The organism is Winogradskyella sp. R77965, from assembly GCF_044594915.1.
Taxonomy (GTDB): domain Bacteria; phylum Bacteroidota; class Bacteroidia; order Flavobacteriales; family Flavobacteriaceae; genus Winogradskyella.
The window spans coordinates 1,100,900-1,117,500 of record NZ_CP138990.1 but is presented as its reverse complement, the minus strand read 5'-3'; the positions used below and the strand labels follow the sequence as shown (position 1 = coordinate 1,117,500).

General features: G+C 33.6%; 14 protein-coding genes and 2 rRNA genes (1 of these 16 cut by a window edge). 2 read left to right on the top strand and 14 right to left on the bottom strand.

Annotated elements, in window-relative coordinates:
- Together SJY34_RS05010 and rrf are read left to right on the top strand one after the other, a co-directional pair.
- Positions 1-1,930, top strand: a 23S ribosomal RNA gene (locus tag SJY34_RS05010) (it extends 895 nt beyond the left edge of the window).
- Between the two features lie 165 nt (positions 1,931-2,095).
- Positions 2,096-2,204 (top strand): 5S ribosomal RNA (rrf, locus tag SJY34_RS05005).
- A 70-nt stretch (positions 2,205-2,274) separates the two neighbouring features.
- Here rrf and SJY34_RS05000 read toward each other — a convergent pair.
- The 14 genes from SJY34_RS05000 to SJY34_RS04935 form a co-directional block, all read right to left on the bottom strand.
- Positions 2,275-2,514, bottom strand: a complete 240-nt coding sequence (locus SJY34_RS05000) for a DUF6095 family protein (RefSeq protein WP_400079521.1) — start codon at positions 2,512-2,514, stop codon at positions 2,275-2,277.
- Entirely contained in the window at positions 2,498-3,313 is an 816-nt protein-coding gene (gene murQ, locus SJY34_RS04995; protein WP_400079519.1) for an N-acetylmuramic acid 6-phosphate etherase, read from the bottom strand. The genes SJY34_RS05000 and murQ overlap by 17 nt, the downstream gene beginning before the upstream one ends.
- A gap of 123 nt (positions 3,314-3,436) precedes the next feature.
- Positions 3,437-4,252 carry a DUF4249 domain-containing protein gene (locus SJY34_RS04990; RefSeq protein WP_400079516.1) on the bottom strand — a complete coding sequence of 272 codons (816 nt, stop codon included), beginning with the start codon at positions 4,250-4,252 and terminating at the stop codon, positions 3,437-3,439.
- Positions 4,253-4,255: 3 nt separating this feature from the next.
- Positions 4,256-6,631: a carboxypeptidase-like regulatory domain-containing protein gene (locus SJY34_RS04985; RefSeq protein WP_400079513.1), complete on the bottom strand. Its 2,376-nt coding sequence runs from the start codon at positions 6,629-6,631 to the stop codon at positions 4,256-4,258.
- Positions 6,632-6,773: 142 nt separating this feature from the next.
- Positions 6,774-8,996: an NADP-dependent isocitrate dehydrogenase gene (locus SJY34_RS04980; protein WP_400079511.1), complete on the bottom strand. Its 2,223-nt coding sequence runs from the start codon at positions 8,994-8,996 to the stop codon at positions 6,774-6,776.
- A gap of 148 nt (positions 8,997-9,144) precedes the next feature.
- Positions 9,145-9,717, bottom strand: coding sequence for a pentapeptide repeat-containing protein (locus tag SJY34_RS04975; RefSeq protein WP_400079508.1), 573 nt, complete (start codon positions 9,715-9,717; stop codon positions 9,145-9,147).
- Positions 9,718-10,488: 771 nt separating this feature from the next.
- Entirely contained in the window at positions 10,489-10,839 is a 351-nt protein-coding gene (rplS, locus tag SJY34_RS04970) for a 50S ribosomal protein L19 (protein WP_400079506.1), read from the bottom strand.
- 252 nt (positions 10,840-11,091) lie between these two features.
- Positions 11,092-11,421, bottom strand: a complete 330-nt coding sequence (locus tag SJY34_RS04965; protein ID WP_400079503.1) for a hypothetical protein — start codon at positions 11,419-11,421, stop codon at positions 11,092-11,094.
- A gap of 15 nt (positions 11,422-11,436) precedes the next feature.
- Positions 11,437-12,114, bottom strand: coding sequence for a tRNA (guanosine(37)-N1)-methyltransferase TrmD (gene trmD / locus SJY34_RS04960; RefSeq protein WP_400079501.1), 678 nt, complete (start codon positions 12,112-12,114; stop codon positions 11,437-11,439).
- Positions 12,115-12,225: 111 nt separating this feature from the next.
- On the bottom strand, positions 12,226-12,444 hold the full coding sequence (locus tag SJY34_RS04955) for a TlpA family protein disulfide reductase (RefSeq protein WP_400079499.1): 219 nt from the start codon (positions 12,442-12,444) through the stop codon (positions 12,226-12,228).
- Between the two features lie 126 nt (positions 12,445-12,570).
- Positions 12,571-13,662: a serine hydrolase domain-containing protein gene (locus SJY34_RS04950; protein ID WP_400079496.1), complete on the bottom strand. Its 1,092-nt coding sequence runs from the start codon at positions 13,660-13,662 to the stop codon at positions 12,571-12,573.
- A gap of 68 nt (positions 13,663-13,730) precedes the next feature.
- Positions 13,731-14,519 carry a LytTR family transcriptional regulator DNA-binding domain-containing protein gene (locus SJY34_RS04945; RefSeq protein ID WP_400079493.1) on the bottom strand — a complete coding sequence of 263 codons (789 nt, stop codon included), beginning with the start codon at positions 14,517-14,519 and terminating at the stop codon, positions 13,731-13,733.
- A gap of 561 nt (positions 14,520-15,080) precedes the next feature.
- A complete protein-coding gene (locus SJY34_RS04940; RefSeq protein ID WP_400079491.1) occupies positions 15,081-15,527 on the bottom strand; it encodes a GNAT family N-acetyltransferase in 447 nt (148 codons plus the stop codon).
- Positions 15,528-15,748: 221 nt separating this feature from the next.
- On the bottom strand, positions 15,749-16,357 hold the full coding sequence (locus tag SJY34_RS04935; protein ID WP_400079488.1) for a tRNA (guanine-N1)-methyltransferase: 609 nt from the start codon (positions 16,355-16,357) through the stop codon (positions 15,749-15,751).
- Positions 16,358-16,601 lie beyond the last annotated feature (244 nt).

Here is a 16,601-nt window from a genome sequence, read left to right as displayed (position 1 = left end):
TGATTGGATGCGGGGGCTTCACCGCCTACCAATTCCTGACAAACTCCGAATGCTATAAAATGTTAATCAGCAGTGAGGGCATGGGTGCTAAGGTCCATGTCCGAGAGGGAAAGAACCCAGACCATCAGCTAAGGTCCCCAAATGTATGTTAAGTTGAATAAACGAGGTTGGATTGCATAGACAGCTAGGATGTTGGCTTGGAAGCAGCCATTCATTTAAAGAGTGCGTAACAGCTCACTAGTCGAGCGATCCGGCATGGATAATAATCGGGCATAAACATACTACCGAAGCTATGGACTTGAAAAAGTGGTAGGGGAGCATTGTAGTGTCGTCGAAGGTGTACTGCGAGGTATGCTGGAGAAGCTACAAAAGAAAATGTAGGCATAAGTAACGATAATGCGGGCGAGAAACCCGCACACCGAAAGACTAAGGTTTCCTCAGCTATGCTAATCAGCTGAGGGTTAGTCGGGACCTAACGCGAACCCGAAAGGGGTAGTGGATGGACAACAGGTTAATATTCCTGTACCTGCTCACACTAAAAGTGACGGAGGCGAAAAGTTAGTGCGTACTGACGGAATAGTACGTTGAAGCCAGTGGTAACACGGCGATAGTACACTGAGACTACGGTCAAGGTGATAATCTAGCAAATCGACTTCCAAGAAAAGCGAGTGAAGCAGCCCGTACCCTAAACCGACACAGGTAGTTGGGATGAGAATTCTAAGGTGCTCGAGAGATTCATGGCTAAGGAACTAGGCAAAATAGACCCGTAACTTCGGGAGAAGGGTCGCCCATCTTCGGATGGGCCGCAGTGAAAAGGTCCAGGCGACTGTTTATCAAAAACACAGGGCTCTGCTAAATCGAAAGATGATGTATAGGGCCTGACACCTGCCCGGTGCTGGAAGGTTAAGTGGAGGGTTTAGAAGTTTACTTCGAAGATCTCAAATGAAGCCCCAGTAAACGGCGGCCGTAACTATAACGGTCCTAAGGTAGCGAAATTCCTTGTCGGGTAAGTTCCGACCTGCACGAATGGTGTAACGATCTGGACACTGTCTCAGCCATGAGCTCGGTGAAATTGTAGTATCGGTGAAGATGCCGATTACCCGCAGTGGGACGAAAAGACCCCGTGAACCTTTACTATAGCTTAGTATTGGCTTTGGATAAGTAATGTGTAGGATAGGTGGGAGACTTTGAAGTGGCGTCGCCAGGCGTTGTGGAGTCATTGTTGAAATACCACCCTTTGCTTATCTAGAGTCTAACCTCTAATCAGGGACAGTGCTTGGTGGGTAGTTTGACTGGGGTGGTCGCCTCCAAAAGAGTAACGGAGGCTTCTAAAGGTTCCCTCAGCACGCTTGGTAACCGTGCGTAGAGTGCAATGGCATAAGGGAGCTTGACTGAGAGACATACAGGTCGATCAGGTACGAAAGTAGAGCATAGTGATCCGGTGGTTCCGTATGGAAGGGCCATCGCTCAAAGGATAAAAGGTACTCCGGGGATAACAGGCTGATCTCCCCCAAGAGCTCACATCGACGGGGGGGTTTGGCACCTCGATGTCGGCTCGTCACATCCTGGGGCTGGAGAAGGTCCCAAGGGTTGGGCTGTTCGCCCATTAAAGTGGCACGCGAGCTGGGTTCAGAACGTCGTGAGACAGTTCGGTCTCTATCTACTGTGGGCGTTAGAAATTTGAGTGGATCTGACTCTAGTACGAGAGGACCGAGTTGGACGAACCTCTGGTGTACCTGTTGTTCCGCCAGGAGCATTGCAGGGTAGCTACGTTCGGAAGGGATAAGCGCTGAAAGCATATAAGCGCGAAACCCACCACAAGATGAGATTTCTTTAAAGGGTCGTGGAAGATGACCACGTTGATAGGCTATAGGTGTAAAGGCAGTAATGTCATAGCCGAGTAGTACTAATAACCCATAGGCTTATTGTACAGCCGTTTTTTTAGAGTACAAGATTATGATTCATGTATAAGACGTATTAACGTCCTTTTTCAATATGTTAAGATATTAGTAGTGAAAGCTACAGTATTTAGATGTTTTGCGATACAGTATTTAGATAACTAATTACTAAGACCAACAACTATATACTAACCTTTTAAGGTGGTTATAGCGACGGGGCTCACCTCTTACCATTCCGAACAGAGAAGTTAAGCCCGTTTGCGCCGATGGTACTGCTTACTGTGGAAGAGTAGGTCACCGCCTTTTTTAACACCCTTACTATTTATTTAGTAAGGGTGTTTTTTGTTTTATAGGGTATTTTTAAAATAGTATTTCACTATTTTTTCTTTTTAAACATACTATTGAGAATAGTATTTAAACCAATAAATAAAAATACAATAGCAGATATGCAAATAATGCTAGAAATAATAAGTAAAGGAATATATAGAGGTTTGTCATCATTGCTAAAACTTATATGAAGTAGGGTTGGACCAGTAAACATCAAAATGAGGCAAAGTCCCATCTGTTTTAATCCTTTACCCAATATTTCTTTATCAGTTCTATTGTTTTCGTCCATGAGTTATACTTTTTCTTACATTCTTATGCTTATCTAGTAATATTGTAGCTTCTGTTTCATTAATATTCAATTCTTCCATAATCATTTTTATACCTCTGTCAACTAGCTTATCATTACTAAGTTGCATGTCGACCATTTTATTATCTTTTACTTTTCCTAATTGAATCATAGTCGTCGTTGTAATCATATTAAGGACTAATTTTTGTGCAGTACCTGCTTTCATTCTGGAGCTTCCTGTTAGGAATTCTGGACCTACAATAACTTCTACTGGAAATTTAGCTGTAATGCTCAAAGGGCTGTTATGATTACAAGTAATACAACCTGTCGGTATATTTTCTTTATTACATTTTTTTAATGCATTGACAACGTATGGTGTAGTACCTGAGGCTGCTATACCAATAACCACATCGTTGCCTGTAATTTGATATGCTTTTAAGTCTTTCCATGCTTGAGACGTTGAATCTTCTGCATTTTCAACTGCTTTTCTAATAGCAGAATCTCCACCTGCAATTAATCCAATAACTAAGTCGTGAGGGACTCCAAATGTGGGAGGACATTCGGAAGCATCTAAAATCCCTAATCGTCCACTAGTACCAGCACCAATATAAAATAGTCTACCCCCTTTTTTTAATTGTGACAAAACAATACTTATTAATTGTTCGATTTGTGGTAGAGATTTTTCTACGGCAAGAGGCACTGTTTTATCTTCGTTGTTTATATTGGTAATAATCTCTTTTATTGACATTTTTTCGAGATTATTATAATTTGATTCTTGTTCGGTAGTCTTGATAAAATTCATAGGTTAAAGGTAAGAAATAAATTTGGCTGATTAGTGCGTTAGCGGTAGTAGTGGCATCCTCTGACACTTTTGTCAGAAGATATAACGGATGACGAGACCCTCGGGTAACGCCATAATACTTTTTTATTCTATAGTATAAATAAGTTCATCTACTTCTGATAATCTAAAATAACCGAAAGGGAAATTATCTGGATTTGTTGTATTTATACAATTACCTTTAACTGTAGCTGGCTGCGTTTCAAATGGACCACCACTATCATCACTACCTTGTTGTAAAAGAATGAACATAAATTCGTAAAAGCGGTCCGAAATACCATAATTACGAATTGTAACTTCGTTGCCAGACTCTAAATCTTCTTCTGTATAAAAGCCAAATATTTGATTCCCATCTGTAAACCTATCTTCATAAACTTCTAAGGCAGGAATTGTTGGAATATTACTTATAAATTCGAAGTAGTAGTAATTTTCAACATTAGCTGGATCTGTATAAAACGCTTTTAACTCAATGTCTTCACCAGAAAATCCACCATCATTTTTCTGTTCTACAAAATCTATTGGTACAACAGATTTAAGTGTTTCTGTACCAGTGTATGTTTCACCTTGATAAATAATAATTAAGGTATAGGTTTCGTCTATAATTGGAACAAAACTATCATTTCTATAGATCCCAGTTAATCCGTCTTCGATGAAATTATATTGGTTATTATTAGTGTCATTAATTTGAATGACCGCTCCATTAGCTGGAGGTAAATTATTATCAAAAAATGGTGCAGACAATGAGAGTTTAATACTCTGTTCATTTCCAGCTGTATTTTTAAACCAATTTATAGATGCTTCTATGACCAATCGCGGTTCTGCTTCATTCAAATCTACATCTACTACATCCTCACAACTAGAAAAAACAAAAAGGATTGAAACAAAAAATAAAATCTTTTTCATAGACTAAAATTTAAAATTATACGACACTGATGGAACAATGCCAAAAATTGATAAACGTACTGCCTCATTTGTGCCAGACATTCTATTTTCTCTGAAGGAAATATTTGCAGCATTTCTTCGGTTATAGGCGTTATATATTCCAAAGACCCATTCACCTTTAAATCTTTTCATACTTTCTGGCTTAGGATTATAGTTAACTGCTAAATCTAAACGATGATATGAAGGAAGTCGACTAGAATTTCTTGACTCAAAACTAGGAATTATAATACCATTATACTGATATTGACCATTTGGAAATGTTGCTGGCTGCCCTGTTTGAAACAAAAAATTTGAACTGAATGACCATTTTTTGTTTAATTCATAACTGGCAGTTACTGAAATATCGTGGGTTTTGTCGAAAGGTGTATTATACCATTCGTTGTTATTGATTCCAGTTTCAGTTGGTGTTCTGCCAGGAGTTCTTTGTTCAGATTTTGATAATGTATATGCTAACCAACCTTTTAATTTTCCCTCATTTTTTCTCAAAAGTACCTCTAGTCCGTAAGCTCTAGCTTCACCATTTAAAATTACTTGTTCAATAGCGTTATTCGCTATTAAATTAGCTCCATCAATGTAGTCAATACGGTTTTTTATGGTTTTATAAAAGCTTTCTACTTCTACTGAAAATACATTATCATTAAATGTTTTGAAATAACCAATTGCTAACTGATCTAAAAGTTGCGGTTTTATATATTTACCGCTAGGCGTCCATACATCTAAGGGTGTTGGGGAACTTGTGTTAGACAATAGGTGTAAATACTGACTCATTCTGTTATAACTCGCTTTAATAGACGAGTTATTACTCAATTGATAAGCAATAGCTAGTCTTGGTTCTATATTTGCAAAAGACTCTATAACATCGCTTCTATCAAAGGTTTCAGTATTTATAGGTTCTGCTTTTTCGTAGATACCTATGTCTTCATTAAATAGTACTGGATTATCATTTTCATAGACATTAAGTTCATTTTGCCCAAGACGATGAAATGTGCTCACCCTAGCACCATAACTTACTGATAATTCATTACTTAGTTTATGCTCTGCATCTAAATAGATGGCATTTTCAAAGGCATACTTATCTGTAAGTTTAAAGGGGTTTATTCCAGAACTTTCCGTAGTTGGGTTTATGTCTCCCGGATTAAACTTGTAGTAAATACTATTTAAACCATATTCTAATTTAAAATTGTTACTTATATAATGTTTAAAATCATATTTAAGATTAAAATTTCTAATTCCAGATTCCCAATCGAATTCAACAAAATTTAATTTTAAACCATAGTAATAGTCTGAATAAATTAAAGATAAGTTTGAAAAAAGTTTATCAGAAAATAAATGATTCCATCTAAAATTAACTACTGAATTGCCGTAAGTGTTTTCAAAACTGTCTGCAATTTCAAAAACATCGCGGCCAAAATAACCAGATAGGAAGATACTATTATTATCATTTAGTCGATAGCTCAACTTTGTATTTAAGTCGTAAAAATAGGCTACGTTATCAAGATCGAATAATGGAAGAAAAAGATGAGCATAACTGCTACGACCACCAAGCAGAAATGAGCCTTTGTCTTTTTTTAAAGGCCCTTCAGCAAGTAATCTACTAGATATAAGTCCAATTCCACCATTCATATGAAACTGGCTACTATTGCCTTCTTTTTGATAGATATCTAAAACCGATGAAACTCTTCCTCCATATTTAGCTGGGATTCCACCTTTATACAATTTAATGTCTTTTATAGCATCTGGATTAAACACAGAAAAGAACCCAAATAAATGAGAAGAATTAAATATAGTAGCTTCATCTAACAAGATAAGGTTTTGGTCCGCAGCACCACCTCTCACATTAAAACCGGAAGAACCTTCACCAGCATTTGTAACCCCTGGAAGCAGAGTTATAGATTTAATAACATCTACTTCTCCTAAAACCACGGGCATATTCTTTATCGTTTTTATGGATAAAGCATTGACGCTCATTTGTGGTTTTTTTATATTTAGTTTCTCTACATCATCAGTAATTACGACTTCATCTAAACTTTCAACAGCTTCAAACAGCTTAAAATTCTTTGTTATATCAGAATTCAATTCTATAGTTTCTGAAATAGTTTTATAGCCTAAATAACTAATTTGAATTACATAAATTCCGCTTGGTAAGGTAATAGAGTAGAAGCCATATTCATTGGTTATAGTGCCAGTTTGAATCTCTGGCATTATAATATTAACACCAATAAGAGTTTCATTACTTTGGCCATCTGTAATAGATCCGCTTATTGTATATTTTTCTTGGGCTTGAAGAAATATGGGACATAATAAAAGAAAGAGTAGAATTCTTTTAATATATATGTTCATAGTTTATGATTGGTTTTTTGATTGCTATTGATTAGAGGACGCTTTAAACATAAAAAGGTTACTTTTTTTAGTTAAAATTAATTCAAAAGAATAAAAAAAGCCTCTCTAAAGAGGCTTTTAACATAACATTAATCTAATATTATTAGTTATTCAAAATTTTATTGAGTTCTTCACTCGGTCGCATTGCATTAGTTACAATAGTCTCATTTGGAAGATAATACCCTTCAATATTAACTGGTTCACCTTGGCAATCTATAAGTTCTTTTATGATAGCATCTTTGTTAGATGATAATGCATTATAGATAGTTTTAAATTCTGATTTTAACGCTGTATCATCATTTTGGTTAGCTAATGCTTCAGCCCAATATAATGCTAAGTAAAAATGACTTCCTCTATTATCTAATTCATTAACTTTTCGAGAAGGTCCTTTTTTATTTTCCAACAACTTGTCTGATGCATCATCTAAGGTTTCTCCTAAAACTCTAGCTTTGTCATTGTTATTAGCTAAAGCAAAATGCTCTAGTGACACAGCTAATGCTAAAAATTCACCTAAAGAATCCCAACGTAAATGATTTTCTTCTACAAATTGCTGAACATGCTTTGGCGCAGATCCACCAGCACCAGTTTCAAATAAGCCACCACCATTCATCAAAGGAACAATAGATAACATTTTTGCACTTGTACCAACTTCTAGTATCGGAAATAGATCCGTTAAATAATCTCTTAAAACATTTCCAGTTACCGAAATAGTGTCGTCACCATCTTTGATACGCTTTAATGTAAAGTTTGTAGCATCAATAGGAGACAATATTCTAATGTCTAGTCCTTCGGTATTATGATCTTTTAAGTAAGTATTTACCTTTTTAATTAACTCTGCATCATGTGCTCTTTTCTTATCTAACCAAAAAACTGCTGGTGTTTGAGAAGCTCTGGCTCTTGTTACGGCTAATTTTACCCAATCTTGAATAGGTGCATCTTTAACCTGACACATTCTCCAAATATCTCCCGCTTCAACTTTATGACTAGTAAGAATATTACCAGAAGCATCCGTAACTTCAACTTTTCCTTTTGTCGCTATTTCGAACGTTTTATCATGCGAGCCATACTCTTCAGCTTTTTGAGCCATTAGTCCTACATTAGGCACAGTTCCCATTGTTGTTGGATCGAAAGCACCATGTTTTTTACAGAAATCTATTGTAGCAATGTAAACACCTGCGTAACTACTGTCTGGAATAACCGCTTTTGTGTCTTGTTGTTTTCCTTCAGCATTCCACATTTGGCCAGATGTTTTAATCATTGCTGGCATAGAAGCATCAATAATGACGTCACTTGGAACATGAAGATTTGTGATACCTCTATCAGAATTTACCATTGCTAAATCTGCACTATGTTCTAAAGCAAAACGAATATCCTCTCTAATTTCGTCACGCTTATCCTCTGGAAGCTCACTAAGTTTTTCAAGTAAATTTCCAAAGCCATTATTTACATCGACACCAATTTTATCGAACGTATCACCATGTTTTTTAAATAAATCTTTGAAGAATACACGAACTGCATGACCAAAGATAATTGGGTCAGAAACCTTCATCATTGTTGCTTTCATGTGCAATGAAAACAATACACTTTTATCTAAAGCATCCTGTACTTCGTGCTCTAAAAATTCAAGCAACGCTTTTTTACTCATTACAGTAGCATCGATAATTTCACCTTTTAACAAGTCTAAACCATCTTTTAGAATGGTTTGATTCCCTTTGCTATCTGTATGTACAATTTTTACTGTGGTTGCATCATCAACGGTTACTGATTTTTCGTTGTGAGCAAAATCTCCTTTAGACATTGTTGCTACATGTGTTTTAGAATCTGACGACCAAGCTCCCATACTATGTGGATTTTTTTTGGCGTAATTCTTTACAGCTTTTGGCGCACGTCTATCTGAATTCCCTTCTCTCAAAACCGGATTTACAGCACTTCCTTTTATTTTATCGTAACGCGACTTTATTTCTTTTTCAGCATCAGTTTTTGGTTCTTCAGGATAGTTAGGAAGTTTATATCCTTTGGCTTGTAATTCTTCTATCGCATCAGTTAGTTGCGGAATTGAAGCACTAATATTCGGTAATTTTATGATGTTAGCCTCTGGTTTTTTTGCTAACTCACCTAATTCAGTTAACGCATCAGCAACCTTTTGATCTTCGGTTAAGAAATCTGGAAAGGCGGCTAAAATTCTGGCTGCTAATGAAATATCTTTTGTTTCTATGGTAATACCTGAAGACTTTGTAAATGCTTTAACAATTGGTAAAAATGAACGGGTTGCTAAAGCCGGAGCTTCATCAGTTTTTGTATAAACAATCTTTGCTGTTTTGGTCATAGTTGTTGTAAATATATTGAATGAAATTTTGCTTAAAATTTAGCTGTGCAAATATACAAAAACGATAACGTTTTCTTAGTGTTAGATTAACAGTAAACTAATAATAATTTTGTGATATTATCAATAAAGTCAAAGCAAAATGGGAATATTATTTTATTCTAATTTGAAACGAATTGAGTAAACCGAAACAGTTTTCTTTTGAAAAAACCGCATTTTTAAGATGATTTGCAGAAGGGTTGATTGATAAATTACAAGCTGAGTGAAAATCTGCTCTTTCCAGATTTGTATTATCGAAAATTGAACCCTTCAAATCGCAGTTGTCAAAAGAAGTTTGTTTTGCTTCGGTTTCAGTAAAATCGACTCCATGCATTTTGCAATTTAAAAATTTTGTATTGTTGATTTTTAACTGATAGAAAGATGATAGATTTAGAGTGCAATCAATAAAAATAAAACCTAAGAAGAAATCATTACAATTTTGAAATAGAACTCCAACCAACTTGCAGTCCTTAAATGTTGCATCATTAAAAGTGACGTGCATTACATTGACATTACTAAAATTACATCCTGTAAATTCACATTCTAAAAAGGATATATTCGATATATCGGAATTTTCAAAATTACAGTTTATGAAAGTACAATCTGTATATTCTGCTTTAGATAATTTATTTATAGTATAGTCCTTGTTATCAAAATTCTGATTGTCAATTAAGGGAAGATTCATAAGACAAGAATACTAAGATTATATAAAAACAAAAAGCCATATCAATACAGATAAATCTGCGCTAACATGGCTTCTTTTTGAAACAGTACTACTATGACTTATTTAGTTTTCACTAACTCAGCTGTATGACTTGCGTCACCATCCTTTTCGGTTCAAGCGTTGCTGCTTCAAGGCGAAACGTTTCATATCTTTCAAAATGTATTGACCTGATACTACTTTGTTTCTTAGGTTTATTTTTCTTGATGTTTTTTCCTTTATCATTCACTTGCGCGATTAATAAGTTCAAATTCATTGCTCATCCTTTTCGTGTTCACTTTCGATTCCACTACTTTTTCAAAGCTTTCCACTTTATTATTGCAACCTACAAGTATGCTACAACACTAAAGCTTCATGGATACTTCACAAACACTTGCATACACAAGCTGCTTAGCAACCTCAAAAAATAACCTCAGTACGTAAAGAACGAATCTTTAAGTAACAACTTCACATAAATTTAAAATTGCTTTTAAAACCAAACGAGGTTTGTTGTTAACTGTTATGTAAATATATACAGTATTTAAGAATATGGCAATTTTTTAACAATTTTAATATCAACATCTTATAAACTATGCTTATTAACAAAAGTTAATAAGAGTGCTTCCCATTATTTATATTGATGACCATAAAACGTTCTTTTTCCTGTTCTACTTCAAAAAATTCAATCAATAAATAGCATAAAAAAAGCCTTCACTAATACTAATGAAGGCTTTTATTTTTTCTATGCTGTTAAAATTATCTTCTAACTTCTTTAATTCTTGCTTTTTTACCAGTAAGACCTCTAAAGTAGAAAATACGTGCTCTACGAACACTACCACGTTTGTTAACTTCTATTTTCTGCAAAGCCGGTAAGTTAATTGGGAAGATACGCTCTACACCAATTGTTCCAGACATTTTACGGATTGTGAAAGTTTCAGAAGTTCCTGTTCCTTTACGTTGTAATACTACACCTTTAAAAAACTGTGTACGTGTTTTGCTACCTTCCTTAATTTCGTAATAAACCGTGATTGTATCACCTGCACTAAATTCTGGTAAGTCTTTACGGGTTACAAATTCGTCTTGTACAAATTTTACTAAAGAATTCATTTTGTTTTATTTATAATGGTTATTCCAAATCAACATTCACGATTCTCGCCAGAGGTTAATCCAAAATTGGGTGCAAAGATAGTTATTAATTGATAATCGCCAATTAATAATGAATAATTTTCAGCGCTTTATTTATATTTATTTGGGTGTTCCCTTGCAGGTCAGGCTATCCGCTATATCTCTGACGATGCCGTCAGAAGATGCCACTACTATCCTTAACACAAATTAGAATCCAATTAATAATTTTCGGTATTATTCGGATTTATGTTTTTTTAGACTATTAATTGACAACAGTAATAAGCCTAATCCAAAAACAAAAAAAGCAAATGCATTGAAAAATGTAAGCGTTACCTGAGCGTTTAATAAGGCTTCAGTTCCATTTCTTGCAGCTATGGCATTATAGATAAAACCACCTGCAAAACCAAAACTCATTAGCAAACTGCCTACAAGTAAAATTATGGATGCAATAGATCTTTTTTTAACCGCTATAATTATGGTAGCTAAGACAATTATTACATGTACTAAACCGTTAATTATGCCTGCAATGGCAAATTTCCATTCTAAAGCGTCCATATTTTCCATATACTCTGTTTTAAGTTAATCATTAAGCAAGTCTGGTCGTCTTTCCTTAGTGCGCTGGTAAGCTTGTTCTTCTCGCCATTTTTCTATTTCTGCAAAGTTACCACTAAACAATACCTCAGGCACTTTCATGCCTTTATATTCTCTTGGTCTGGTGTAAATTGGTGGTGCTAATAAATTATCTTGAAACGAATCAGTTAAAGCAGAGGTTTCATTTCCTAGCACGCCAGGAATTAAGCGTATCACAGCATCACACAATACAGCTGCACCCAATTCTCCACCAGACAATACATAATCACCAATAGAAATTTCTTTGGTTATAAATTTATCGCGTACACGTTGATCAACACCTTTATAATGTCCACAAAGAATTATAATATTTTCTTTTAATGAAATTTGGTTAGCTATACCTTGGTTAAGCTGATCTCCATCTGGTGTCATATAAATAATCTCATCGTAATTGCGCTCAGCTTGTAGTTTAGAAATACATTTATCAATAGGTTCTATGAGCATAACCATGCCAGCACCTCCCCCAAATTGTGTATCATCAACAGCTTTGTAATTGCCAGTAGTGTATTCTCTTAAATTATGAAAGTGAACTTCTACCAAACCCGCTTCAATAGCTCGCTTTAAAATAGAAGCTTCGAACGGGCTTTTTAAAAGTTCTGGTAAAACAGTGATGATATCTATGCGCATGGAAATATTTAATAGAATACAAAGATATGTTTAATTGTGGTATTTATTGGAATGTGATTCTTTTGAGTTTTGTTTAACCTGTTTGTATTATGACTAGTTTCGTGTAACTACTTATTCTAATAATTCTAATTGACTATACAAACTTTTTTCAGAAGGCTGTTTGGCGTTGGATTCGATAATTTCACCTTCTTTATCCAATAATATAAATCTTGGGATTCCATTTACTCCAAAAAAATTAAAAAACTCATCATCTTTGCTCATTGCAAAAAGTTGAATTCCTTTTAAATTCTGTTTCTCAATCATTGAGTATATAAAGCGTAAGTCTATCAAGGCGTTATATTTTTCACATTCTTAAGTTATCGTCTAATTAAACTTTTTCAAATTGGGTATTTGAATATTTATCTCAAAATTTTCATTATTACATGAATCATCTTCAAGTGATATTATTAATTCTCCTTATAGATTATCTATAGCAAAATTCAACAATTGAAAAGCAAGACCAGTTGCTTCATTAACATTAGAGGTATTGATAAGCGTAATAGAAACAATACCTTTTTTCGGATAAATTAATAACTGAGAAGAGCAACCCGTTTGGCCACCAGAGTGTCCGAAAACGATGCCTTCATTTGGCATTTTTCCGTATAAAAACCAACCAAAACCATAACCATTACTTTCTTTTTCTAAGCTATGATGCTCTCTCATAAGTCTTAGAGTTTCTTCTTTAACAAAAACATTGTTAATTACTGCATTACCAAATTTTAGCATATCATCAACAGTAGTATAAAGACCTCCTGCTGGAATACGATTACTCAGATTATTCTCTTTGCCTTTTCTAATTTTACCTTTACTATTTCTTTGATATAAACTTGAACCTTTAAGCATTTTATCACCAAATTTGACAACGCCAGTATTTGTCATATCTGCTTTACTCCAAATATTTTCTTGCATATATTCCTCATAAGTTTTTCCTGAAGCTTTTTCAATAATAACCCCTAAAACAGTGTACCCATATGAAGTATAACTATATTTTGTGCCTGGTTCAAATAAAAGTTTTCTATTTTTAAATATCTCTAACGCATCAGTAAGTTTTGGATAATTTATTTTGGTTTCTGCTTCTTTTCCGTTTTTATACCCTCCAATACCAGAGGTGTGAGACAATAAGTGTCTAGTTGTAATTTGAGTCTTTGGTTGTTTTGGATAATTTGGAATGTATGTTTGAATAGGTACATCTAAATCAATTAAATTTTGTTCTACCAATTGCATAACAGCAAGCGCTGTCATTGATTTTGCTATGGAAGCCATTCTTACTTTAGTATCTAGTTCAAAAGGTTGCTTTGTCTCTTTATCTGAATAGCCTGTTGCAGATTGCCAAACAGTTTCGCCATTAACAGAGTATGCAGCTGAACCACCTACAGCAAGATTTTTTTTAGTTATTTTATTAAGGAATTCATCAGGGTTTTTCCCTTGTACTTCATCAGGACTTTTGTCTTGACAATAACTATTGAATGATAAAAGGATGTATGTAAGAAGTATAAATTTGTTGTTCATTATTGCGTTTTTTGATTATTACTATTTTCAAAAGTATAACTCAAAACTGCAGAATAATACTTGTTTAATTAACTTAGGGGTGAGTTTATTGTTTTTAGGGACGAATGACTCATAGCGATTAAGTCTTTTTTGTAGTTTTTTGAAACGGGAACCTCCATTTGTGTTAAATGAATAGTGTTTGAGTCTTTCCAATCTTTAAAATGCATCGGATTGATAAGGTAAGAACGATGTACTTTCAACAGGCTAGAGATATCTGAATGGATATTTTTTAGAGTTGTTCGAAGTAGTTTCTTTTTCAATATACCTTCTTTAAGATAGTTCACTTCAACATAATTGTTAGCACTGGATACACAAATTAGTTGAGGAAGTTCAACTTGGAGCACATCTAATTTATTTTCGCCCTTCAAAATTATTTTTTCATTTTTAGGTTTTGACTTTTCCTTATTTAAAAACCATCTTGAAAAAACAAGAACAGAAAGCGAAAAAAAGAAGATAGGGTAATAATTTTTAAATATAAAAGTCACTAATTGATAATCACCGTTTATGATATTAGACTTATAATATATATAACTTCCAATTAAACCTAATATGCTGAAAGCAAAAATATATGCTATTTCAAATGCTATATTCCAATTATTAAATCTTTTAAAAACTACGTTTTGAATAGGAAGAAGAACGACATAACTTAGAAATGTGATAACGCCATAAAACGGTAAAATTTTTAAGCGAATTGAAAAGGTGAGATCCGAAGCGTCAAAAGGCGCAATGATAACTATGAATAGAACTAACCAGATACTTGTAATTAAACCAACTGAGAGATGATGTCTAAAAGAAGTGTTTAGATCTAGCGATTTCATTTAGTAATTAAAAATAGGTTCTTATTTTGACTTTACTGATTATTATTTTTTTTAAGTGTTTACTGAATAAATCGCGGATATAAAAGCGTTTCAATCACTTAAATCGAGCATTAAACGAAGTTAGTTGAAAATTTTTAGAAAGCCAAGTAGAGAAAGTGTTAGTAATTAACCCTTTATTTGAGCTAAAGAGTTTTTAATGCTAGCATTTTTATCATCTTTTCCCCAAAAAATCAAAATAGGAAACTTTTCTTTTTTTAATTTTTCCGCTGCTTTAATATTATATTCAGGAGACCATGTTTTAGCATTATCAGTAAATTTCTTCTAATACCCTTTTACTAATAAAAGACTTAAGGAATAATTCTGGTATTTCTGTTTTAGATGCACTATTAGAAAGTAATCCCATCATCATATCAGATGTGAGCATACTTTTAATTTTAAAGTTTCTACATAACAAAATTCGGGTACACACTCGCGTGGACTGATTTTATTTTGCGGCATTTTAATAAAAATTCTTACAGGTATATATAAAATACCTATTGGTATTTTATATTTTAAATTAAGTTATTTATTGCTCCAAAAAAAATGCAAATCTTTATCCTCTTTAAAGCCTAATCGTTTGTACAAATGTTGTGCAGGATTATCATACGCCGTTTGTATAGTTAAGCCTTTATTATTTTTAATAACACAAAGTTGTTTGGCTCTGTTTATTAAGGCTTCACCAATGCCTTTTCCTCTGTAATTGGCATCTACAAATAAATCATTTAATAGATACATAGGTTGCATGGAAACCGAAGAGAATAGTGGATATAATTGTGTAAAACCAATGGCTTTGTCATTATCATAAGCCATAAAGATGATAGCATCCTTATTCTTAAATCGCTCTATTAAAAATTGACGAGCTCCATCTTTGTCCGATGGTTGTTTGTAGAATAGTCGATAACCATCAAACAATGGTACTAAATCTTCTAGATGGTCGATATGTGCTTTGACAATTGTTATTGAACTCATCTAGACTTTTTCTTTTACCTGCAAAATTCCCATTTTACACTCTAATTTTATTCTTTTTTATAAACGTAACGATGCTATGTTGAGAAAAAACAATTTCATTACAGCGCAAAAGCGAAACTTTTCAGTTTAAAACAAAAAAGTCCTGATAAGTTCATAAAAAAATCCGTAATGTAAATTACGGATTTAATAGAGATTCTTCACTATGTTCAGAATGACATTTATTAAGATTTTTGTTTATTCAACTCGTCTTGTAGTTGACGTCTTACTTTTTGCTCTCGCTCTAATGCTGTACGTCTGTGGTCTTCAAATTCTGTTTCTAATTCATCTAACTTATGCTTTGCCTCACGAGTTGAAGAGTTGCTACCTTTAAATTTATAGATAAAGAATAATAATAACGCTAATAAACCAGCTATAATACTCCACATTAAAACCTTGTAACTGGCTTTACTCATTTGTATACCAAATAATGAAATATTGTCTTTTTCTTCATTTGTAGCGTTTAGTGTAGATTCTGTATTAGATAGACTAGATTTTAGATTAGCAATCTCCTCTTCTTGTTTAGCAACGACAGCTCTAGTATCTGCTAAATCTTTATGAAATGCTTTTAAGGTATCTATGGTATGTGCTTTTAATGCATATAACCATGTTCTTTTTACAACTTTATATTCTTGGTAACGACCAGATTTTTGAATAACATATTCAAATTGATTATCGATGGTTCCACTATTGAGGGATAATTTCTCTTTTTCTTCATCTGCGGCTTGAGCTTTTACAGACTGAAAACTAAATGTAACTAAAAGAATTAGAGAGACTTTGGTTAAGAATTTCATCTTAGACTTAATTTTTGGTTTTGTTAGATTAATTAGTTGCCAAGATAATAATTTTATGAGGATATCATAAATAATTACCAAACAAATAGCCCTTCAATTTAGCGAGGCTAAATTATATACGACATAATTTTTATTTTAGATGTTCCTAAAATCAAAATCGATAAAATTTAAAAGTGTTGTAATTATTAATCATCTCATATACAGCGTTATGAAGTCGTCTTACACAAAAAAAATCTTGTCGTTA

Coding starts and splice junctions, on each gene's coding strand:
- SJY34_RS04945 (WP_400079493.1), bottom strand. CDS start 14,519: ATGAAATCGCTAGATCTAAACACTTCTTTTAGACATCATCTCTCAGTT.
- SJY34_RS04935 (WP_400079488.1), bottom strand. CDS start 16,357: ATGAAATTCTTAACCAAAGTCTCTCTAATTCTTTTAGTTACATTTAGT.
- murQ (WP_400079519.1), bottom strand. CDS start 3,313: ATGAATTTTATCAAGACTACCGAACAAGAATCAAATTATAATAATCTC.
- SJY34_RS04990 (WP_400079516.1), bottom strand. CDS start 4,252: ATGAAAAAGATTTTATTTTTTGTTTCAATCCTTTTTGTTTTTTCTAGT.
- SJY34_RS04950 (WP_400079496.1), bottom strand. CDS start 13,662: ATGAACAACAAATTTATACTTCTTACATACATCCTTTTATCATTCAAT.
- SJY34_RS04980 (WP_400079511.1), bottom strand. CDS start 8,996: ATGACCAAAACAGCAAAGATTGTTTATACAAAAACTGATGAAGCTCCG.
- SJY34_RS04975 (WP_400079508.1), bottom strand. CDS start 9,717: ATGAATCTTCCCTTAATTGACAATCAGAATTTTGATAACAAGGACTAT.
- trmD (WP_400079501.1), bottom strand. CDS start 12,114: ATGCGCATAGATATCATCACTGTTTTACCAGAACTTTTAAAAAGCCCG.
- rplS (WP_400079506.1), bottom strand. CDS start 10,839: ATGAATTCTTTAGTAAAATTTGTACAAGACGAATTTGTAACCCGTAAA.
- SJY34_RS04940 (WP_400079491.1), bottom strand. CDS start 15,527: ATGAGTTCAATAACAATTGTCAAAGCACATATCGACCATCTAGAAGAT.
- SJY34_RS04965 (WP_400079503.1), bottom strand. CDS start 11,421: ATGGAAAATATGGACGCTTTAGAATGGAAATTTGCCATTGCAGGCATA.
- SJY34_RS04985 (WP_400079513.1), bottom strand. CDS start 6,631: ATGAACATATATATTAAAAGAATTCTACTCTTTCTTTTATTATGTCCC.
- SJY34_RS05000 (WP_400079521.1), bottom strand. CDS start 2,514: ATGGACGAAAACAATAGAACTGATAAAGAAATATTGGGTAAAGGATTA.